This window comes from Accumulibacter sp. (assembly GCF_029255145.1).
In the GTDB taxonomy this organism is placed as follows: Bacteria; Pseudomonadota; Gammaproteobacteria; order Burkholderiales; family Rhodocyclaceae; genus Accumulibacter.
Map to the genome: position 1 here is coordinate 1 of NZ_JAPUVQ010000006.1, position 19,640 is coordinate 19,640.

General features: G+C 63.7%; 19 protein-coding genes. 9 read left to right on the forward strand and 10 right to left on the reverse strand.

Annotation, left to right across the window (positions count from 1 at the left end; translation table 11 throughout):
- Nucleotides 1–97 precede the first annotated feature (97 nt).
- Nucleotides 98–280: a PIN domain-containing protein gene (locus Q1L50_RS00335; RefSeq protein WP_300335075.1), complete on the forward strand. Its 183-nt coding sequence runs from the start codon at nt 98–100 to the stop codon at nt 278–280.
- A 486-nt stretch (nt 281–766) separates the two neighbouring features.
- Nucleotides 767–1,057, forward strand: coding sequence for a hypothetical protein (locus tag Q1L50_RS00340; RefSeq protein WP_300335077.1), 291 nt, complete (start codon nt 767–769; stop codon nt 1,055–1,057).
- A gap of 256 nt (nt 1,058–1,313) precedes the next feature.
- On the opposite strand, the gene Q1L50_RS00345 is transcribed toward Q1L50_RS00340, so the two are convergent.
- The 6 genes from Q1L50_RS00345 to Q1L50_RS00370 all read right to left on the reverse strand — a co-directional run bounded on the left by Q1L50_RS00345 (nt 1,314) and on the right by Q1L50_RS00370 (nt 9,097).
- Entirely contained in the window at nt 1,314–1,751 is a 438-nt protein-coding gene (locus Q1L50_RS00345) for a hypothetical protein (protein ID WP_300335079.1), read from the reverse strand.
- A gap of 71 nt (nt 1,752–1,822) precedes the next feature.
- Complete coding sequence (locus Q1L50_RS00350) at nt 1,823–2,407, reverse strand: hypothetical protein (RefSeq protein WP_300335081.1); 585 nt, start codon at nt 2,405–2,407, stop codon at nt 1,823–1,825.
- 398 nt (nt 2,408–2,805) lie between these two features.
- Nucleotides 2,806–3,267, reverse strand: coding sequence for a VOC family protein (locus Q1L50_RS00355; protein ID WP_300335083.1), 462 nt, complete (start codon nt 3,265–3,267; stop codon nt 2,806–2,808).
- Nucleotides 3,268–3,579: 312 nt separating this feature from the next.
- On the reverse strand, nt 3,580–4,107 hold the full coding sequence (locus tag Q1L50_RS00360; RefSeq protein ID WP_300335085.1) for a hypothetical protein: 528 nt from the start codon (nt 4,105–4,107) through the stop codon (nt 3,580–3,582).
- Nucleotides 4,108–4,333: 226 nt separating this feature from the next.
- Nucleotides 4,334–7,231, reverse strand: coding sequence for an adenosylcobalamin-dependent ribonucleoside-diphosphate reductase (locus Q1L50_RS00365; protein ID WP_300335087.1), 2,898 nt, complete (start codon nt 7,229–7,231; stop codon nt 4,334–4,336).
- 447 nt (nt 7,232–7,678) lie between these two features.
- Nucleotides 7,679–9,097, reverse strand: coding sequence for a bifunctional enoyl-CoA hydratase/phosphate acetyltransferase (locus tag Q1L50_RS00370; protein ID WP_300335089.1), 1,419 nt, complete (start codon nt 9,095–9,097; stop codon nt 7,679–7,681).
- A gap of 215 nt (nt 9,098–9,312) precedes the next feature.
- Between Q1L50_RS00370 and Q1L50_RS00375 the strand changes: the two genes are divergently transcribed.
- From Q1L50_RS00375 to Q1L50_RS00405, 7 genes are all read left to right on the forward strand, one after another.
- Nucleotides 9,313–11,142: an NAD(P)H-dependent oxidoreductase subunit E gene (locus tag Q1L50_RS00375; RefSeq protein WP_300335148.1), complete on the forward strand. Its 1,830-nt coding sequence runs from the start codon at nt 9,313–9,315 to the stop codon at nt 11,140–11,142.
- Nucleotides 11,139–11,867, forward strand: coding sequence for a 2Fe-2S iron-sulfur cluster-binding protein (locus tag Q1L50_RS00380; protein ID WP_300335091.1), 729 nt, complete (start codon nt 11,139–11,141; stop codon nt 11,865–11,867). The genes Q1L50_RS00375 and Q1L50_RS00380 overlap by 4 nt, the downstream gene beginning before the upstream one ends.
- Nucleotide 11,868: 1 nt before the next feature.
- Nucleotides 11,869–12,423 carry an NADP oxidoreductase gene (locus Q1L50_RS00385; RefSeq protein WP_300335093.1) on the forward strand — a complete coding sequence of 185 codons (555 nt, stop codon included), beginning with the start codon at nt 11,869–11,871 and terminating at the stop codon, nt 12,421–12,423.
- 19 nt (nt 12,424–12,442) lie between these two features.
- Nucleotides 12,443–13,921, forward strand: a complete 1,479-nt coding sequence (locus Q1L50_RS00390; RefSeq protein WP_300335095.1) for a Ni/Fe hydrogenase subunit alpha — start codon at nt 12,443–12,445, stop codon at nt 13,919–13,921.
- Nucleotides 13,918–14,433 carry a hydrogenase maturation protease gene (locus tag Q1L50_RS00395; RefSeq protein WP_300335097.1) on the forward strand — a complete coding sequence of 172 codons (516 nt, stop codon included), beginning with the start codon at nt 13,918–13,920 and terminating at the stop codon, nt 14,431–14,433. The genes Q1L50_RS00390 and Q1L50_RS00395 overlap by 4 nt, the downstream gene beginning before the upstream one ends.
- 917 nt (nt 14,434–15,350) lie before the next feature.
- The gene (crcB, locus tag Q1L50_RS00400; protein ID WP_300335098.1) at nt 15,351–15,737 is read left to right on the forward strand and encodes a fluoride efflux transporter CrcB; all 387 of its coding nucleotides are present in this window, start codon (nt 15,351–15,353) and stop codon (nt 15,735–15,737) included.
- A gap of 85 nt (nt 15,738–15,822) precedes the next feature.
- Complete coding sequence (locus tag Q1L50_RS00405) at nt 15,823–16,170, forward strand: DUF190 domain-containing protein (RefSeq protein WP_300335099.1); 348 nt, start codon at nt 15,823–15,825, stop codon at nt 16,168–16,170.
- Nucleotides 16,171–16,215: 45 nt separating this feature from the next.
- On the opposite strand, the gene Q1L50_RS00410 is transcribed toward Q1L50_RS00405, so the two are convergent.
- The 4 genes from Q1L50_RS00410 to Q1L50_RS00425 are packed head-to-tail and all read right to left on the reverse strand — an operon-like array spanning nt 16,216 to nt 19,603.
- Entirely contained in the window at nt 16,216–17,181 is a 966-nt protein-coding gene (locus Q1L50_RS00410) for a DMT family transporter (protein WP_300335101.1), read from the reverse strand.
- Nucleotides 17,178–17,654, reverse strand: coding sequence for an SCP2 sterol-binding domain-containing protein (locus Q1L50_RS00415; protein ID WP_300335102.1), 477 nt, complete (start codon nt 17,652–17,654; stop codon nt 17,178–17,180). The genes Q1L50_RS00410 and Q1L50_RS00415 overlap by 4 nt, the downstream gene beginning before the upstream one ends.
- A 12-nt stretch (nt 17,655–17,666) precedes the next feature.
- Complete coding sequence (locus tag Q1L50_RS00420) at nt 17,667–18,575, reverse strand: U32 family peptidase (RefSeq protein WP_300335104.1); 909 nt, start codon at nt 18,573–18,575, stop codon at nt 17,667–17,669.
- A 14-nt stretch (nt 18,576–18,589) separates the two neighbouring features.
- Nucleotides 18,590–19,603 (reverse strand): peptidase U32 family protein, encoded by a 1,014-nt coding sequence (locus Q1L50_RS00425; protein ID WP_300335105.1) that lies wholly within the window; start codon nt 19,601–19,603, stop codon nt 18,590–18,592.
- Between the last annotated feature and the right edge of the window lie 37 nt (nt 19,604–19,640).

Below are 19,640 nucleotides of genomic sequence, written 5' to 3' on the forward strand. Positions count from 1 at the left end.
ACCAAACCGGTCATCCCCCAGAAAATTCACGCAAAAGCCACATTTATCACATGCTTACAAGAACGGGGTATGACTTTGTTCTGATACGTTGAGAGCATTGGATTACGAACTGGCCAAGAAGTATGTGCAGCGGTTTGAGACGAAGTTGCGTGCTGGAGATGCCTTGCACTTGGCCATCGCTCACAACCACGGAGCCAGTGTCCTCTACACGCTGGACGAGGGATTGCTCAAGGCCGCCGAACTGGTGAAGGTCTCCGCCTCCCGCGGCATCCAGTCGTGACTGCGCCCGATAGTCGCATGAAGTATATGCAGCACGTGCCGAAAAGCCGTGCTCTGTCCCTAATGGCGATCGCTTGCGTGGAGGTAGCCATCGACTGACGGGCTACCCCATAAGGATGACACGACGACACGGTACTCTCTATCCCTTGTTCACAAGGCCCTAATGGTGTTCTGCAACGGCTACCGCTGTTGCCCATGCCGCAGCGATCTGCAGGAGCAGTGACATGTGTCATTTCAAGACTTGACCCCGCACTTACGCGCACTTACGGACCCCGCACTTACGTGACCCCGCACTTACGCCTTCGTCCAACTGACGTTCAGTGAAAAGAGCGGCGCAAAGATGGGGTCGAGGACCCCATCTTTGCGCCGCAGGAAGAACCTGCGCCTGCGCTCGTGCGCCCGCTGCTCTCTTCGAAAGTGTTGGAATGTTAGCACTGACCCCGTCGGCTCTACGCTGACCCCGTCGGCTCTACGCGGAGCGCGAACGATGGAGTTCAGCGTTGATGATCTTCCGTTCATCAAGCGGTATGGCTATAGGCCGGAGAGCGAGTTCCGCGTGTTGTATACCTCATCTACAGAAGATCGGCCTGCCCTAAACGTGCCTATTCGGGTTTCCTCCATTCGGAGCATTTCATTGAGCCCATGGATGCACAGCACGCTGTCCAAGTCCACTACCAGCGCGATTCGCGCCGTCGAGGGGTGCAAGGAACTTAAGGTTTCCCGATCGACCTTGATCTCAAATGAGCAGTGGAAAAACTATGCCGCCAAGGCCATCTAACGTTTTAGGTAAAGGGCGGCCCGCTTGCGGCATACCCTTATACACAAGTCTGGGGCTCAGCAACCACCAGACCTTCAGCTCTTCTAAGTGCTTGATTTTACGTAAGGGCGTTCGAGCATACATGTCAGAGCGTGAGCGTGTAAGTGCTTGATTTTCTTAGGCGTGCAGAGTTGTGTATAAGGGTATGCGCTTGCGGGACGTCCAGCGACCGGAGGGAGCGGCTTTGACCGCAATGTTAGGGGTCTTTTTCATGCGATTACTGCCGAGCTAGCCGCCCTTTGCCAAGAATGAGCGGTGAATCACCCTCGGGCTCACCCTGTTTAATTTCTTCGAGCGTCTGCCAAAGCAAGGATGCACCTGTTGTAGTGGCTTTGCCCATGACAATTGCGCCATTGCGCCCGCTAGTGACGACGAGAACAGCGGTGTTGCCAACGACCACACCTTTGACAGTACCTTTACCGCCCTCATTTAAGCGACCACAACCTGGAGTTGAGGATGTGTGGTCGCCAGAGATTTTGCTTCCAGTTTGGACAAGTGCGAATGTGGCGAAGCCGCACTCGACACCACGTTTTTGTCCTGCCTTTGAGCGCAAATCAATAGACCATGTGCCATTGAAGTTGGCCTCGCCAGCTAAAATTGGAGAGGACGCAGCAACAAAGCCGAATATGCAGAGAGAGGCGAAAAATGCGCGCACTTAATGACCCCTAACGTAGAAATCACCGGACGGCAAAAGCGTAGCTTTTGGCGGTCCGGTGCATTGCCGGGTTAGCGTAAAGATTCGTTTCCAGCGGCCTCGTTAGTGTCGCCTTGAGAAACCAGTTGCAGTACGTCCTTGGTCAAATAGATAGTGCTTCGCGCTTCGTCTTGGCTCGGGAGCACGATATTGCCGTGAATGGCCATGTTGCGATGTAGCGCAATCACTTCTATTCGTTCTTTAAGGCCTGCGGGAAATCGATACCCTTCCTTCCGAAGTCTGTTGATCATTGCGTTGACTCCGGGAGGATTTTGTTCCTCCGACGGGTGCTTCCCAAACTGTTTGGCGTAGAACGCCGCGAGGACCGTTTCGATTGTGCGCCCACACATACCAATTGCAGCCATCGAGCAATTCCGTTCAAAGCACCTCAGTGCCTCCTCGTACGCAAGGTTCACGAGTCGCGTGACATCGTCAGGTAGAAGGTCGGAGGGAAACGTAAAGGCCATCTTGGTACGCGTTTCATCCCGCGACCCAAGATGATCGAGTCTACAGTTCTGGTCGCCCGTAATGGCGCGATCAAGACGCAAGGTGATGACGTAATCCGGAAAAGGGAAATCAACCGTTCCGGAAGGTACGGCCAGCAGCTGCGTATTCATGAACTGGACTGCCCCAGGCGAGAGGCTAATGCACAAGTGCGTTTTTTCTGTCATGGGTTACCTCAAATGCGAATCCAATTGTAGTTGTCGTGCTGCCGCCCTCCACAGCAGAGGCATGTCACATAGAGTTCACTGTCGAGATTCGGTCCGGCGGACGTCTAGGAAGCCTTCGATACTCGGCCGTACCGCGTTTTTCGGCAGGAGCCCTTGCACAGAAATTTAACCAGCTGGGCACGCGGTGTGTTCTGCGCATACTTGGGGATCGTCACTATTTCCTCCTCGGAACCGGAAAATCGCTAACGCTCAGCATCAGCGGCGGCGCGCAGCGCCGTCTCCGCTGCATGCTGTTGTTGGGCAGCATTTCCAGGCGCTCAAGGCGCGGGCGTTACGGGGCACTGCTACGCCTCATTGTAGGCTCGCTCAAGAGCCGCTACGTCGAGCTTCACCATCGTCATCATGGCCTCCATCACGGCCTTCACTCTCCCGGCATCCTTGTCGCGGATCAGTTCCATGAATCGCCGCGGGACAATCTGCCACGAGAGGCCGAACGGATCCTTGATCCAGCCGCACGCGGTAGGCTTCGCCCCGGCCTTGATCAGTTTGTCCCAATACTCGTCGACTTCGGCCTGGTCCTCGCAGTCAACGTAGAGCGAGAGGCCTTCGGAGAACGTAAAGTACGGGCCACCGTTGTAGCCCATGAAGACTTGACCACCAACGACGAACTCGGCGGAGGAGATCGGACCGTCCTTGCCGGTGCGGGCGACGTTCCTGATTTCGGAGTCCGGGAAGGTGGCGGTGTAGAACTCCATGGCCGCCTCGAGCTGATCGTTGAACATCAGGAACGGTGTCACCTTGGTCATCGGAGATGCTCCTTTTTTCGGGGGGCTATGGTAACCGAAGATAGCGTGCCTACTCCGAGGTACGCCTGGGCACTGTCTGCCCAACGTCTGAATTAACCGGCTGGCGCGGCTTTATCGCGCCAGTCCGGGTTGAATGATGGGTTATGCATCATGTGCTTCATGGTTTTGGCCACGGCCTCGGCGGCTCAACATGCTCACGAATACGATCAGGTGTCTGGGTATTCGGCTGAGGCGACGGTTGGGGCGCTGGTTGTGGCCGGGGCTGAGGTTGTGGTTGGGGCTGTGGAGTATTTGGCCGTCTAGTGGGTGTGGTCATTCATCCTTCTCCGGTACATAGAAAGACTCCATGGGGAGTTCTTGGTTGACTTCGGAATAAAGCCGTTCGATTAACTTCTTGTTTTGATTATTCTCTGCCGGGTTACAAACCAAAGATTTTTTCTTCTTTTGCGCCTCATCCAGCATTGACCTGCACGCTCTTGAGTAGGCACCCTCAGACTTGATTCGGTTAACTATTTGCTCCACGTCATATTCAAGGGCGCGATACCCGGAGAGAGTTTGTTCGAGACTCTTGATTTTCTGAGGAAGTCGAAGCAGCGGTTTCACGACCGCTGCGATTGCAGCTAGGGCCGCAATGTATTTCCACAGCACCTGCCCTGATTCAGTTTGAAGCAACCACAAACCAGTAATTGCAGAGGTTGGGGCGGTAATCGCAATGAGCAACTCGATTGCGAAGTTGTCACGCTCCACCTGACCAAGACGGGCTGCGTGGTACTTCACGTTCAGCCGTGCGGTCTTGTAGAGATCGTAAACGATCCAAACTGGATGGTGACTGTTAGCCATGGTGGAAGGTGTCAAGATGCATAACGTGATGTAGCAATCCTATCTGACGCAAAGCTTTGCGTCAGATAGGCAAGGACAGCGACTCTCTTCATCAAAGAACCGCAGCGCAACAAACAGATGGCCCGCTCGTCCATGCAATATCCATATCGTCAAATGCGTCAGGAGACAGCCGAAAAACACGAGCAAGGACCACGACAGGTCGTCGCCCTTGCCGGTCCATCCCGATTCACCCGCAACTCCCGACCGCCCCACAAGCCGTACAAAAATCGCACCCATCCTTCCGAATCATCGTCCGGTTCCCGCACTCCCCACACAGCTTCCCGGCCGTCGGCTTGGCCGCGGTCCCACCCGCCGGCGCTTCCAGAATCCCCATCTGCTGCAGCGGTAGCCCGTTCTCGTCGAGGATGCCGAGCATCGCGTAGCGGTGGATGATCAACTGCGCGAGGTAGGCGACGGTCGAGGTGTAGTTGGTCTGGCGGCGGGTGCCGGGGATGAAGGCCATGAAGTCGCCGAGCGGTTCGGGGTAGTCGAGCAGCTTCCTCAGCTTCATGCCGATCCACGCCGGGTCGAGGACGCGCATGTCGAGCGACAGCAGCTTGGTCAGGCCGTCGAGTGCGCGCGGGTAGTTGCCGGCGAGCCACACCGAGTAGGGACGGGTGACGCCGTCGGGCAGGGTGATTTCCTTGAGGCCGAGGACGAAGTCTTCGCCGGTCGCCGGATTGAAGACGTCGACCGTCCACGAGAGCGTGCCGTCGGTGCCGGTCTTCGGTTCCTTGCGGCTGAACATCGCGTCGAGCACCGGTGTCGGGCCTTCGTGATTGAACGAATCGAGGCGCTCGACGCGGTACTGGATCAGCTGCGCGACCGCGGCGACCACCGAAGGCATGCGCTTTCGCTCGCCATGCGGCGGGAAAGGCATCTCGAATCCCTCATCACCGGGTGTCTTGGCCAGCGATTCGAGCTTGAGCGCCAGCCAGCCGTGGTCGTTGGCGCGCATGTCCATCGACAGCGTCTTGGCGACCGCGCCGAGGCCGCGCGGCTGCTCGGGGCCGTTGACCCACGCCTCGAACGGCCAGCAACGGCCTTCCTGCTCGACGTGGCCGACAAACAGCGCGAACTTGCCGTGCGTGTGCTCGATCATGTAGGTCCATGCCAGGTTGCCTTCCGGCAGGTGCGGGCGGTTCGGCCAGCGCAGGCTGGCGAGCACCGGCGCCGGCAGTGTCTTGATCGACAGCCGGCGGTTGGCGTCGCCGGTGACGAAGTCCTGCGGCTGTTTCTTCTCCTCGGCCTGCTTCTGCGAGACGGACTGTGACCCGACCGACAGCACCGACCCCATGACGCTGTTCGGGCGGTAGGTCGCAAGGCCCTTGAGGCCGGCTTTCCAGGCGCTCATGTAGAGGTCCTGGAAGTCCTCGTAGGGATACTCGGCGGGAACGTTGACCGTCTTCGAGATCGAGGTGTCGATGTACGGCGCGACCGCGGCGACCATGTCCTTGTGCGCCCTGGCCGAGATCTCGAGGGCGGTGACGAAGTAGTCGGGCAGCTTGTCGACGTCGCCGCCGAGGTGCTTGTAGAGCCGCCAGGCGTAGTCCTCGACGGCGTATTCCTTGAGCGTGCCGTCGGCCATCCGCTTCTTGCGGCTGTAGGTCCACGAGAACGGCGGTTCGATGCCGTTCGAGGCGTTGTCGGCGAAGGCCAGCGAGATGGTGCCGGTCGGCGCGATCGACAGCAGGTGCGAGTTGCGCAGGCCGTGCTTGCGGATTTCGCTCTTGATTTCGCTCGGCAGCCGGGAGGCGAAATTGCCGCCCGAAAGGTACAGCTCGGCGTTGAACAGCGGGAAGGCGCCGCGTTCCCTGGCCAGTTCGACCGACGCCAGGTAGGCCGTGTCGCGCATGAATTCGGAGATGCGGGCGCCCATCGCCGTTGCTTCCGGACGGTCGTAGCGCAGGCGCAGCATGCACAGCGCGTCGCCGAGGCCGGTGAAGCCGAGGCCGACACGGCGCTTGTTGGCCGCTTCCTCGCGCTGCCGTTCGAGCGGCCAGGCGGTGACGTCGAGAACGTTGTCGAGCATGCGGGTCGAAACCTTGATCACTTCGCCGAAAGCGGCGAAGTCGAACTCGGCGCGCGCGCTGAAGGCGTCCCTGACGAACGGCGTCAGGTTGATCGACCCCAGGCAGCAGCAGCCGTAAGGCGGCAGAGGCTGTTCGGCGCAGGGGTTGGTGGCCTCGATCACTTCGCAGTAGTAGAGGTTGTTGTCCCTGTTCATCCGGTCGAGGAAGAGGATCCCCGGTTCGGCGTGGTCGTAGGTGGATTTCATCACCTGGTCCCACAGGTCGCGCGCGCGCACCCGGCGGTAGACCCAGACGCCGTCCTCGCGCTGGAAAGCGCCGGCGCGTTTCATGTCGCCGTTGGGCTCGGCGCGGTGCGAGAGTTCGACTTCGGCGTCGTCCTCGACGGCCTTCATGAAGTCGTCGGTGACCGCGATCGAGACATTGAAGTTGGAGAGGTCGCCGTGGTCCTTGGCGTGGATGAAGACCTCGACATCGGGGTGGTCGCAGCGCAGCACGCCCATCTGCGCGCCACGGCGGGCGCCGGCCGATTCGACCGTTTCGCACGAGCGGTCGAAGACGCGCATGTACGACACCGGCCCGGAAGCGCGCGATTGCGTACCTTTCACCAGGGCGCCCATCGGCCGGATCGACGAGAAGTCGTAGCCGACGCCACCACCACGGCGCATCGTTTCGGCGGCCTCGGCGAGCGCGCTGTAGATGCCGGGCTTGCCGTCGACGATTTCCACCACCGAGTCGCCGATCGGCTGCACGAAACAGTTGATCAGCGTCGCCGCCAGCGTCGTGCCGGCGGCCGAGTTGATCCGGCCCGCGGGAACGAAGCCGTTTTCCTGCGCCCAGAGAAAACGGCTTTCCCAGTGCGCGCGCTGCTTGTCGTCCTCGTTGGCGGCGAGCGCGCAGGCGACGCGGCGGCGCACGTCGTGAACCGAGGTTTCATTGCCTTTGGCGTACTTTTCGACCAGCACCTCGACCGAGATCTCCTGCTCGGCAAGAGGTGCGATGGCGGGTGCTTCGGCGACCGCCGACAGGGTTAACTGATGTTCAAGCTGGCTCATGCTTTGTCTCTCCGATGGTCGTTTGATAGTCTGGATTCTTGCTGCTACGTGCTGTCAAGGGGTGTGCTGACGTTCAGGGCAGCGGCAGCGCACGCGCCGGTCAACCGACAGCGGGACGCAGTCCTGAAGGCTGGCGTGGATCACGGTGCGGCCACGCCGTTCGCGGCGGAATGGCGTAAACCTACTGCATGCAGTGTATAAAGGCAATGACTGAACTAAATGTAGTTGTCCCGGCGCGCCGGCCGGGGCCGCGGAAAGGCCGTGAAATCACGGTCTTGGGTGCGATAGAGGCGAGCGATTTTTTTTGCCTTGCCGCTGCGCGAGCGCGCGCGGCGTTTGCGGTTCGCCCGCCGCTGGCCACGGTCGCGCTGCCCGAGTGCGGTGTGAGCACCGCCGAAAGGCTGCGGCGAACCGGGCGCGAAGGGTCGAAACGTTGCCCTGCCGGGGTCAGCCGGCCTTCTGCTTGTCGCGCGCGGCGTGCGCGATCAGCGCCGCGATTACGCACGAGGCAATGCGCGTTTCGGCGGTGTCGGCACGGCTGGTCAGGACAATCGGCACGCGTGCGCCGAGGACGATGCCGGCGCTCAGCGCGTTGGCCAGATACTCGAGCTGCTTGGCAATCATGTTGCCCGACTCGAGATCGGGGACGACCAGGATGTCGGCACGTCCGGCGACGGCCGAGACGATCCCCTTGGTCTTGGCCGCGACCAGCGACACGGCGTTGTCGAAGGCCAGCGGGCCATCGACCAGACCTCCCTTGATCTGGCCGCGGTCGGCCATCTTGCACAGCGCGGCGGCGTCGAGCGTGGACTGGATCTTGGCGCTGACCGTCTCGACCGCCGAGAGAATCGCCACCTTGGGCTCGGGCGTGCCGATAATATGCGCCAGGTCGATGGCATTTTGCACAATGTCGACCTTTTCCCCCAGCGTCGGTGCGATATTGACCGCCGCATCGGTAATCATGATCGGTCGTGGATAGGTCGGCACGTCCATCAGGAAGACGTGGCTGACGCGCCGGCCGGTGCGCAGACCCGAACTGCTCGAGATCACCTCGGCCATCAGTTCGTCGGTGTGCAGGCTGCCCTTCATCAGCGCCTCGGCGTCACCGCTGCGGACCAGCGTCACCGCCATCGCCGCCGCCTCGTGGCTGTGCTTGACGTTCACGATCCGGTAGTGCCTGAGGTCCAGGCCGTTTTCCGCGGCGACCGCGCGGATCCGCTGTTCCGGCCCGATCAGGATCGGTTCGATCAGCTGCGCTTCGGCGGCCAGCAGCGCTCCTTTGAGCGACTCGAGGTCGCAGGGGTGGACCACCGCCATATCGATCGGCTCCAGGCCCTCGGCCCTTGACACCAGCACCTGCAGGCGCGCGTACTTGTCCGAAATGGTGATTTCCGGCATCGCCTTGCGCTTGATCCGGATCTTCTCCGTCGGTGCCAGCACTTCGGCGCTACCCGACACGACCAGCAGGTGATCCTGGTTGAAGCACGCGCATTCGAGCACGATGTGCCGGTGGCGGGCGAATTTCTGCGCCACCGTGACCGTCACCGTGATCGTGTCACCGATCGTCACCGGCCGCGCGAAGTGCAGGCTGGAGTCGACCAGAACCGTCCCCGGGCCGGGGAACTGCGTACCGAGCATGGTCGACAGCAGCGAGGCGCACCACATGCCGTGCGCGATGAAATCCTGGAACAGGCCGCTGTGCGTGAAGTCGCCGTTGGCCAGCGCCGGGTTCATGTCGCCCGACATCAGGGCGAACAGCTTGACGTCCTCGGGGCGCAGGGTACGGATCAGCGACGAGCTGTCGCCGACGGTGATTTCGTCGTAGGTTCGACTTTCGATGAATTCCAGCGGGGTCTCGATGTGCATGACGGTGCTCCAAGGGGTGCTCACAACAGCGCTTGACGATCATTATGCTGCAACGCAGCACGGAATGGAATCGTGACTTCCGGAGCACCTACTCTAAAGCGGCGAACAGCGCCGCTTGTTGACTTGCATCAGCACCAGCCCCGGTGTGGGGCCATATGCTTGGGCAGACTATCGCGATCGACCTTGCGAGCGGGAGGCTGCCAGTGACGGAAGAGATGATTGACGCGGGAAGGCTCGATGACCTGCTGCAAGCGATCGTCAATGGACATCGTTGTCAGCCGGGCCAATTGGTGCAGATCCTGCGTGAGGCGCAGGACGCTTTGGGCTATCTGCCGGCCAGCGCGCTGACCGCCATCGCCGGGGCGCTGGCGCTGCCGCGTGCGCAGGTCGAAGGCGTCGCCGGTTTCTACTCCTTTTTCCACTTGGCGCCGGTCGGCCGCTACCGGGTGCTGTTCTCGGACAACATCACCGACCGTATGCTCGGCAGCGCCGAACTGCTCGAGCGCCTGTGCAACAAGCTGTGGATCGAGCGCGGCAAGGTTTCCGAGGACGGCCTGGTCAGCGTCGACACCACGTCGTGCACCGGCATGTGCGACCAGGGGCCGGCGCTGCTGGTCAACGGCCGGGCGATGACGCGGATGTCGGCCGAGCGCATCGACCGGATCAGCGAGCTGATCCGGACACAGCTGCCGCTGGCCGACTGGCCGCCCGAGTTCGCGCTGGTCGAGGACAACATCCGTCGCCGAGACACCTTGCTCGGCGCCGAATGGCCGGCCGGTGAAGCGCTGCGGGCGGCGATCGCCCGTGGCGCCGAGGCGATGCTCGGCGAAATGAAGCTGTCCAATCTGCGCGGACGTGGTGGCGCCGGTTTCACGACCGCGATCAAGTGGGAGTCGGCGCGGCGCGCCGCGTGTCACGGCGAACAGGGAATCCGCTACGTGGTGTGCAACGCCGACGAGGGCGAGCCGGGGACTTTCAAGGATCGCGTGCTGCTCACCAGCTACCCCGACCTGCTGTTCGACGGGATGACGCTCGCTGGCCTCACCATCGGTGCCAGCCAGGGCCTGCTTTATCTGCGCGGCGAATACGCCTACCTGCTGCCGGCGCTTAACGAGAAGCTCGCTCGCCGTCGTCGCGACGGCTTGCTGGGGAGCGCGCTGTGCGGCCAGGCCGGGCTGGACTTCGAGATCGACATCCATCTCGGCGCCGGCGCCTACATCTGCGGCGAGGAAACGGCGCTGCTCGAATCGCTCGAAGGCAGGCGCGGCATCCCGCGGATTCGCCCGCCCTTCCCGGTCACCGCCGGCTATCGCGGGCAGCCGACGGTGGTCAATAACGTCGAGACGCTGTGCAAGGCGGCGCTGATCGCGCTCAAGGGAGGTGCCTGGTTTGCCGGTCTCGGCACCAAGCAATCGACCGGTACCAAGCTGCTGTCGATCTCCGGCGACGTCGAGGCGCCGGGGGTCTACGAGTACCCCTTCGGTGTTTCGGTCAACCAGGTGCTGCACGACTGCGGCGCCGGCAATGCGCAGGCGGTGCAGGTCAGCGGCCCTTCCGGAAGCTGTCTGGCGACGCACGAATTCTCTCGCCGCATTGCCTTCGAGGACGTGCCGACGGCCGGTGCGCTGATGGTTTTCGGGGCGCATCGCGACATGTTCGAGGTGGCGCGCAACTTCACCCACTTCTTCGCGCACGAAAGCTGCGGCTTCTGTACGCCGTGCCGGGTCGGCACTTCGCTGGTCATGAACTGCATGGACAAGATCGCCAGGGGACTGGGGTCGCAGTACGAAATCAACGAAATCTTCAAGATCCATCGCCTGTTGCACGCTGCCAGCCACTGCGGCCTCGGCCAGGCGGCGTGCAACCCCTTGTTCGACACCCTGCAGAAGTTCCGCCCGGCGTACGAGCGGCGCTTGTGCTCGCTCGACTTCGAGCCGGCCTTCGACCTCGACCAGGCGCTGGCGGCGGCCCGCCAGATGACCGGGCGCGACGACCCGGAGGCGCACTTCGGGCTGGCCGCCCGGGTTTCTGGAGTTGGCTCATGAGCCGGTGCAGCATTCTGCTCGACGGCCTGCCGGTGCCCTTCGCCGCCGGCCAGACGATCATGGACGCGGCGATGGCCGCCGGCATTTTCATTCCGCATCTCTGCCATCACCCGGAGTTCAAACCGCAGGGCAGTTGCAAGCTGTGCACGGTCAAGGCCAACGGCCGTTACGTGTCGGCGTGCACCATGCCGGCCAGGGACGGCATGGAGGTCGAGAACAACTCGCCTGACCTCAACGACAAGCGCCGGACCTTGCTTCAGATGCTGTTCGTCGAAGGCAATCACTTCTGCCCCTCGTGCGAGAAAAGTGGCCATTGCATGCTGCAGGCGCTGGCCTACGAGCTCGAAATGCTGAACCCGCATTTCGACCAGTTCTACCCCAGCCGGCCGGTCGACGCCTCGCACCCAGAGGTGCTGCTCGACTTCAATCGCTGCATTCTCTGCGAGCTGTGCGTGCGTGCCAGTCGCGACGTCGACGGCAAGAGCGTCTTCGCGCTGTCGGGGCGTGGCATCACCAAGCACCTGATCGTCAATGCCGAGTCCGGGCGCCTGGCCGATACCGATTTCTCCTGGGCTGACAAAGCGGCGCACGTTTGCCCGGTTGGCGTGATCCTCAAAAAGCGCCAGGGCTTCGCGGTGCCGATCGGTCAGCGTCGCTACGATCTCCAGCCGATCGGGATGCAGGTCGAGCGCCTGTCCAGCCGCACGGCCGACGACGAGGGTTGACATGAGCGCCGCCAACGCCACCGGCAAAGTGCGCGTCGCCACGGCTTCGCTGGCGGGGTGCTTCGGCTGCCACATGTCCTTGCTGGACATCGACGAGCGCCTTTTCGAGCTGCTCGAGCGGGTTGACTTCGACCGCTCGCCACTGACCGACATCAAGCACTGCGGGCCTTGCGACATCGGCCTGATCGAGGGCGGCATCTGCAACGCCGAGAACGTGCACGTGCTGCGCGAGTTCCGTCGCAACTGCAAGCTGCTGATCGCCGTCGGCGCCTGCGCGGTCAACGGCGGTCTGCCGGCGCAACGCAACCACCTGGACCTTGGCCAGTGCCTGCAGGAGGTCTACCTGACCGCGCCGGGGATCGTCGGCGGGCAGATTCCCAACGATCCCGAGTTGCCGCTGCCGCTCGACAAGGTGCACCCGATCCATGAAATCGTCCGCATCGACTACTTCATCCCCGGCTGCCCGCCGTCGGGCGAAGCGATCTGGAAGTTCCTGAGCGATCTGCTCGACGGGCGGACGCCGCGGCTCGGACATCCCTTGCTGCATTTCGACTGAGAGCAGACGGAGAGAGGTCATGCAAGGCGATCATTTCGAACTTGAAAACGCGCCGGCTGATGCCGGCACGCTGCGCCGCGTGGCGATCGACCCGGTGTCGCGCGTCGAAGGGCACGGCAAGGTGACGCTGCTGCTCGACGAGAACGGGCAGGTGCAGCAGGTCCGCCTGCACATCGTTGAATTTCGCGGCTTCGAGAAATTCATCCAGGGCCGCCCGTACTGGGAGGTGCCGGTGATGGTCCAGCGCCTGTGCGGGATCTGCCCGGTGTCGCATCATCTGGCGGCCGCCAAGGCGCTCGATCACATGCTTGGCGCCGACCGGCTGACGCCGACCGCCGGGAAAGTGCGCCGGCTGATGCACTACGGCCAGATCCTGCAGTCGCATGCGCTGCATTTCTTTCATCTGTCGTCGCCCGACCTGCTGTTCGGATTCGCCAGCGAAGCCGGCCGGCGGAACATCGTCGGCGTCGCCGCCGCGTACCCGGAAATCGCCAGACACGGAGTGCTGCTGCGCAAGTTCGGGCAGGAGGTGATCCGCCTCACCGCCGGCAAGCGGGTGCACGGCACCGGCGCGATTCCGGGTGGTGTCAATCGTTCGCTGAGCCGCGAGGAGCGCGACAGCCTGCTGGCCGAGATCTACGCGATCGTCGGCTGGAGCCGCCAGGCGGTGCAGCTCGTCAAACGCCTGCACGCCGCCGATCCGGCGCTGTACGACAGCTTCGGGACTTTCCGCTCGAACATCCTGTCGCTGGTTGGTGCGGACGGCTCGCTGGACTTCTACGATGGCCACCTGCGCGCCCGCGACGCCGACGGCAGGATCCTCGTCGACGGTTTCCCGATCCAGAACTACCAGCAGCTGATCCGCGAGGAAGTCAAGCCGTGGAGTTACATGAAGTTCCCCTTCCTGGCCGCGCTTGGCCCGCAGCACGGCTGGTACAAGGTCGGACCGCTGGCACGGGTGCAGAACTGCGACCGCATCCCGACGCCGCTGGCCGAAGCCGAACGCCGCGAGTTCATCGATCACGGCCAGGGAAACCTGGTGCACGCGCCGCTGGCCTATCACTGGGCACGAATGATCGAAATGCTGCACGCCGCCGAGACGATCAAGGCGCTGCTGCACGATGACGACCTCTCCGGCAGCACCTTGGTCACCAGCGGCGTCCGCAAGCGCCAGGGAGTCGGCGTCATCGAGGCGCCGCGCGGAACGCTGATCCATCACTACCAGGTCGACGACGACGATCTGGTCAGCAGCTGCAATCTGATCGTGTCGACGACGCACAACAATCAGCCGATGAACGAGGCGATCCGCCGCGTCGCGCAACGCTACCTGAGCGGCCGCGAGCTCACCGAGGGTCTGCTCAACCACATCGAAGTCGCGATCCGCGCTTTCGACCCCTGCCTGTCGTGCGCCACGCACGCGCTTGGCAAGATGCCGCTGCAGCTCGAACTCCAGGACGCGGTCGGACAGGTCGTCGACCGCAGGTGCACGGCGTCGTGAAATCGGCAACGCTGACCATGTCACCCGCCCCGGTGCTGGTCCTCGCCTGCGGTAACCCCAGCCGCGGCGACGACGCGCTCGGGCCGCTGCTGCTCGATCGCTTGCAGGCCTGGCTGGAGGTCACCGGCGAGGCGGCCGGCAGCGAGCTGCTCGGCGACTTCCAGTTGCAGATCGAACACGCGCTGGATCTCGTCGGACGGCGGCTGGTGCTGTTCATCGATGCCGGCCGCCAGACCCCGGCACCGTTTGTCTTCCGTCAGGCGCAAGCCGTCGACGGCACCCCGTACAGCACGCACGCCCTGCCGCCCGAAGCTCTCCTGGCGGTATTGCCGCGGATCGATCACCAAACGGCGCCGCCGGCCTTCGTGCTCTGCGTCCGTGGCGAGCGTTTCGAGTTGGGCGAAGGCTTGAGCGCCGCCGCGAGCTGCCACGCCGACCGCGCGTTCGAGTTGCTGCAGGAGTTGTTCAGGACGCCCGAGATCGACTGCTGGCGCTCCTTGCTGAGCGGCTGATCCGGCCTCCGGGGCGTTTGCCGATCGAGGGCGTACCGAGGCATGCCTTGGGGATGAATCGGCGGACGCGCCAGCGGCGCGACCGGAAAGCGTTCGCCGACAGCCCGGTTTGCGGAAACGGATTCTCGTTATATCATGGGCAAGTTGGCGTCAAGCGGGCGGCGAGAGGCAGTGCTGATTTGCTGCTCTCTGCCAGGCAAGGCGCGAACAAGGGCCATTTGACTGAAGGAGGATTCTGGCGTGTCGGACTGGCTCATTCCCCTCTTCTCTGTGCTTGCCGCGGTTGCCTGCTTCTGGTGGGCGCGCAGGCGTTCGTCCGCCGCTGCAGTCGAGTCATCCAGCGCGCGTACGCTCCACCCGTATCGCTGCGTCGCCATTGCACGTGGCGCCAAGTCGTGTGCTGCCGCCAACGATCTTGAAGGCCGGCGCTTCTTGCCCGCTGCGGCGCCGCTATTGCCGTTACCCGGCTGCGACGCCTTGGCGTGTCAATGCCGGTACGCGCGTTTCGACGACCGGCGCGACGACGATCGCCGCCGGCCGCACGCCCTGGAGCGCGGCTTCGCAAGCGCCATCGGTGCGATCGAACGCCGCGGTGAAATCGATCGCCGGAGGTCGGCAGGGTTCGCCTGATCAGCGAGGTGCAAGGCCGGAGCCGACGGCCGTCGACTGCTCCAGGCGTGCGGCAACCGACCCCAGGTCAGGCGACTGGCATTGTCGTCGGGCGGCTGCGCGCGAGGGCGTCGCACCGGTCCGGCGCGTGCTCGGGGAGTCGCTTCCGGTGCTATATTGGCCGCATTGGGAACGACGCTCCGCGTTCAAGCCGCTGTAACGGCTGATGAGCCCTGGTCTCTCCCGGGTCGGCGTGCAGGCGCTGGTTCAGTCTGTCCGCATCTGCAACCTGTTTTCAGGGCCGGTGTATGTGGAAATCAGTCCTCGCCATTTCGATCGGTGCCGCACTCGGCGCGCTACTGCGCTGGCAGCTGGGAATCCGGCTCAACAGCCTGTTCCCGACCATTCCGCCCGGGACGCTGGTGGCCAATCTGGTCGGCGCCTACGTGATTGGTGTTGCGGTGGCGTTCTTTGCCGCTTTCTCGGCGATCTCGCCGGAATGGCGGCTGCTGATCATCACCGGTTTTTGTGGTGGACTGACGACCTTCTCGACGTTTTCGGCGGAACTCGCCGGCTTGCTGCAGCAGGGGCGAATTGCCTGGGCGCTGGGAATCGTCGCGGCGCATGTGACCGGTTCGGTGCTGATGACCTTTGCCGGTATCGCCACCGTAGTCTGGGCGAAGGGTTCGGCTTGAGGAGCTGGGTTGCGGCAAGCCGCCGCCATCCACTGCCATCCCCGTTCGATCATGGCGCGGCGAAAGACAAGCATGGGAGGCAAGCATGGAAGGCTCGTTCCTGAGATTCTACGTGAACGAAATCCAGACGCATCGCGGTCGCCTGCTCTGGGAGTGGCTGCTCGACCAGGGCAACCGCCTGGGAATCCGGGGTGGCTCGGCCTTTCGCGCCATTGGGGGTTTCGGGCGGCGGCACGCACTGCACGAAGACCGCTTTTTCGAGCTGGCGGGCAGCAGCGGCATCGAGGTCGAGTTTGTCGTCACCGAGGAGGAGGCGAAGCGGCTGCTGGCGCTGGTCGGTCAGGAGAAGATGCGGATCTTCTATACGCGCATCCCGGCGTCGTTCGGGGTCATCAGTCCGGATGCCGAGGATCCGCCCGAGCCGGCCAGCTGATCGGCGACACCCGCGCCAGGCGCCTTGCATCCAGTCGCCAGGGCGTCATCCCGCGCGGAACGTGCGCACGCCCAGGATCACGCCCAGGACCAGCAGCGCAATGCCGACCAAGCCGGCGGTGCCGGGTAGCGAGCCGCGCCAGACGAACGCATAGGCAAACGCTGCCAAGGTCTCGAAGACGATCAGCTGGCCGGTGAGGGCGGTAGGCAGCAGCCTGCTGGCGCGATTCCAGAGCAGCGTTCCCAGCCACGAGGCGCACAATCCCAAGGTCAGCATCAGGCCGACGTAGGCGCCGGGCTGTGGTCCGAGCGGATAGTCGAAGCCACCCTGCCAGCCGAAATACCACCCCGCGGCGGCCATTCCGGTCGCTGCCAGCGGCAGCGTCGCCAGGCCCTGCGCGATTGCCCAGGTGCCGGAAGCCAATGCCGGTCGTTGTTGCAGCCAGCGCGCGTTGCGAACCGGGTACCAGGTCCAGCAGAACACCGCGGCCAGGGCGAGAAGCGTTCCCAGCAGGTAGTCCTGCGCGCTGCGTTGCTGGTCGAGCAGCGCCATCTCGTGGCTGTTCACCAGCGCGATGCCGAGCGCGATCACCAGCAGCGAAGGCAGCAGCCGGCGCCAGGGCAGTGCTTCGGCACCGAAGTTGGCGACGATCGCAATGACGATCGGCAGCGTGCCGATGAGCATCGTCGGCAGTGGCGCGTCGGCAAGCTGGATGGCGCCGGACAGGAACAGGTAGTAGAGGATGTTGCCGACCAGCGCCAGCTCGAAAGCCATTCGCCAGTCTGGCCGCCGCAGCTCCTGCAGTCGCCGCAGATCGGCCCGGGCGAGCACCAGCGCGATTGCCCCGAAGCTCAGGTAGCGGCCGAAAGAGAGCATCGCCGGCGGGTAGTCGGGCAGCATCAGCGGTACCACGAAGACCAGCCCCCACAGCAGCCCGGCGGCGAGTGCGCAGGCGACTCCCTCGATGACGACGCGGCTCGGCTGCTGCGTGCGCCGAGCGGTTTCCGTCAAGGCGCTGCCGGTTGGCGGCGAAAGATCGCCAGCGTCGGCAGTTGCGGCAGCTGAGGCAACTCGACGGCGTCGAGCATGTTCTTGATCACCAGACCGAGTTCGGTGTCGCCGATAACCGACAATTCGCGGTTGAAGAACAGCGTGTCGGGGTCTTCCTGGCGTGCCAGCAATTGCAGGAACGCCGACAGGTTGGCGCTGAACGACAGGTCCGGGCTCGCCGGCGGGGTCAGCAAGGGCCGGAAGAAGCCGCCGCGGTAGGTGAAGCTGGCCTGGCCACCGGCGTCGAGAACCTCGACGACGAAGCTTCGCCCTTCGAGCAAGGCCAGACTGTCTTCAGGCAGCAGTCCCATCCTGGCGGCGGCGTTCAGCGCCGTCGCCAGGGCCAGCGAGTGCGGCCACTGCGGCAGCTGCGCGCCAATCGAGGCGACCAGCCCCGGCAGTCTGAAGCGGGGAATCGAAAAGATCGGGCTCATCGAGCGTTTCCTTTAATGTGTGGCGCGCGCGGCCGCTTGACGCTGGACGATGCCGGCCTCGCCAAACCAGTAGCCGTCGACCAGCCCTTCGCTGGACCAGCCGGAGGTGTCGGCTGTCGGCGACTGCCCACGCCGTGCTTCGTCGAAAGCGGCAATGATCGCCGACATCGCCTTCGCCTGCGGACTGATGCGCACCACCTCGATGCCGATCTGCAGCAACTCCGGCATCTGCGGCAGCAGGTTGTAGGTTTGCGCCGACATCGTCTGGATGCCGTTGATCGCCAGGAAGGGCTGACCTTCGCGGGTGCGCAGGGTCATCCCCTCGGGATGGTCGAGACACTTGAACTGGCAGTCGTCCTTGTTCAGGCCGTAGTGACGCGCGGTGAAACAGCGCGCGGAAAACGCCAGCGGCAGTTTGCCGAAGACGAAGACCTCGGTCTCGACGCCGGCCGGACGAGCGCGATGCAGCGTCGCGATCAGCTGGCGGTCGCCTTCCAGCGGCGGTACCCAGCGCTGCATGCCGAAGCGGGCAAAGGTCGCCAGCGTCACTTCGTTGTAGATGTTGAGATGCGGGCCGGCGACGAAGGGGTGGCCAGCGGCGATGCTGACCGCGCCGAGGTCGTTGGCTTCGAGCCGGCAGCCGGGGATTTCGCTCAGCTCGGCGCGCAGCCGACGCAGCGCCTTCAGGTCGCCCTCCGATTCGAGCAGGGCCTGCGCCGCGACGACGACTTCCTTGCCGGCGTCGGCCAGGTCGCGTGCCAGCGCCAGCCAGTCGGCGACACGGATCTGCTGACGGCGCGAGCAGACCACCTCGCCGACGGTGATGATGTCGATCGCCGGGTTCTGCGCCATTTCGGCGTAGAACTCGAAGACCTCGTGTTTCGGCCAGAAGTAGAGCAGCGGCCCGAGAGCGAGTTTCATGGTCGTCGTGCCGTCTACCGCCAGGGGCGGTTGTAGGCCCCCAGGGTTACCTGGCTGCCTTCGGAGACGCGCGCCAACTCGGCTTGCCAGGCGGGCCTGACCTGGAAGTGCTGGGCGTCGCTGGCAAGTTCGTCGAGGGCGGCGCGCAGGGTGCGGGTGACCTGCGCAACGTAGGTCGGGCTGCGCTGGCGGCCTTCGACCTTGATCGCCGCGACGCCGATGGCAGCGATCGCCGGCAGCACCTCGATGACGTTGAGGCTGGTCGGTTCCTCCAGCGCGTAGTAGGTTTCGCCGCCGACCTCGAAGCGCCCCTTGCACAAGGTCGGGTAGCCGGCTGGTTCATCGTCGCCGAAGCGGTCGATCAGGATCCCGTTCAGGCGGGTGCTCATCGCGCCCGGCGACTTTTCCCATTTGACATACTTCGCCGGCGAACAGGCGCCGACCGTATTCGGCGATTCGCCGGTGGCGTACGACGACAGCCAGCAACGGCCCTCGTTCATCACGCACAGGCTGCCGAATCCGAAGACCTCGATCTCCACCGGCGTGTTGCGGATCACCGCTTCGACCTGCGCCAGGGTCAGCACGCGCGGCAGTACCGCGCGCTGGACGCCGAATTCACGATGGGCAAAATTGACCGCCTCGTAGCTGGTTGCCGACCCCTGCACCGAGAGGTGCAGACGCAGCGCCGGGTGACGCCTGCTGGCGTAGTCGAGCAGTCCGACGTCGGCGAGGATCACCGCGTCGACGCCGAGGTCGACGGCGCCATCGACCGCTCGTTGCCAGTCCGCGGCGCGTCCTGGCTGGGCAAAGGTGTTGATCGCCATCAGCACCCGGCGGCGACGCGACTGGGCGTAGCGAAGGCCTTCGACCATCGCCTTGTGATCGAAATTCAGGCCGGCGAAATTGCGGGCGTTGGTGTCGTCGCGATAGCCGAGGTACACCGCGTCGGCGCCGTGGTCGACCGCCGCCTTGAGCGCCGGCAGGCTGCCGGCTGGACAAATCAGTTGGGGAACAGGGTGGCGCGGCATGCGAAACCTCGTCGAGCGGAGCTGGCCAGTATAACCA

Bases quoted from the DNA above. Each gene is read 5' to 3' on its own strand.
- Q1L50_RS00350 (WP_300335081.1), bottom strand. From the start codon at position 2,407: ATGAATACGCAGCTGCTGGCCGTACCTTCCGGAACGGTTGATTTCCCT.
- Q1L50_RS00420 (WP_300335104.1), bottom strand. From the start codon at position 18,575: ATGAAACTCGCTCTCGGGCCGCTGCTCTACTTCTGGCCGAAACACGAG.
- Q1L50_RS00375 (WP_300335148.1), top strand. From the start codon at position 9,313: ATGATTGACGCGGGAAGGCTCGATGACCTGCTGCAAGCGATCGTCAAT.
- Q1L50_RS00355 (WP_300335083.1), bottom strand. From the start codon at position 3,267: ATGACCAAGGTGACACCGTTCCTGATGTTCAACGATCAGCTCGAGGCG.
- Q1L50_RS00425 (WP_300335105.1), bottom strand. From the start codon at position 19,603: ATGCCGCGCCACCCTGTTCCCCAACTGATTTGTCCAGCCGGCAGCCTG.
- Q1L50_RS00385 (WP_300335093.1), top strand. From the start codon at position 11,869: ATGAGCGCCGCCAACGCCACCGGCAAAGTGCGCGTCGCCACGGCTTCG.
- Q1L50_RS00365 (WP_300335087.1), bottom strand. From the start codon at position 7,231: ATGAGCCAGCTTGAACATCAGTTAACCCTGTCGGCGGTCGCCGAAGCA.
- Q1L50_RS00415 (WP_300335102.1), bottom strand. From the start codon at position 17,654: ATGAGCCCGATCTTTTCGATTCCCCGCTTCAGACTGCCGGGGCTGGTC.
- Q1L50_RS00360 (WP_300335085.1), bottom strand. From the start codon at position 4,107: ATGGCTAACAGTCACCATCCAGTTTGGATCGTTTACGATCTCTACAAG.
- Q1L50_RS00380 (WP_300335091.1), top strand. From the start codon at position 11,139: ATGAGCCGGTGCAGCATTCTGCTCGACGGCCTGCCGGTGCCCTTCGCC.
- Q1L50_RS00405 (WP_300335099.1), top strand. From the start codon at position 15,823: ATGGAAGGCTCGTTCCTGAGATTCTACGTGAACGAAATCCAGACGCAT.
- Q1L50_RS00370 (WP_300335089.1), bottom strand. From the start codon at position 9,097: ATGCACATCGAGACCCCGCTGGAATTCATCGAAAGTCGAACCTACGAC.
- Q1L50_RS00390 (WP_300335095.1), top strand. From the start codon at position 12,443: ATGCAAGGCGATCATTTCGAACTTGAAAACGCGCCGGCTGATGCCGGC.
- Q1L50_RS00340 (WP_300335077.1), top strand. From the start codon at position 767: ATGGAGTTCAGCGTTGATGATCTTCCGTTCATCAAGCGGTATGGCTAT.
- crcB (WP_300335098.1), top strand. From the start codon at position 15,351: ATGTGGAAATCAGTCCTCGCCATTTCGATCGGTGCCGCACTCGGCGCG.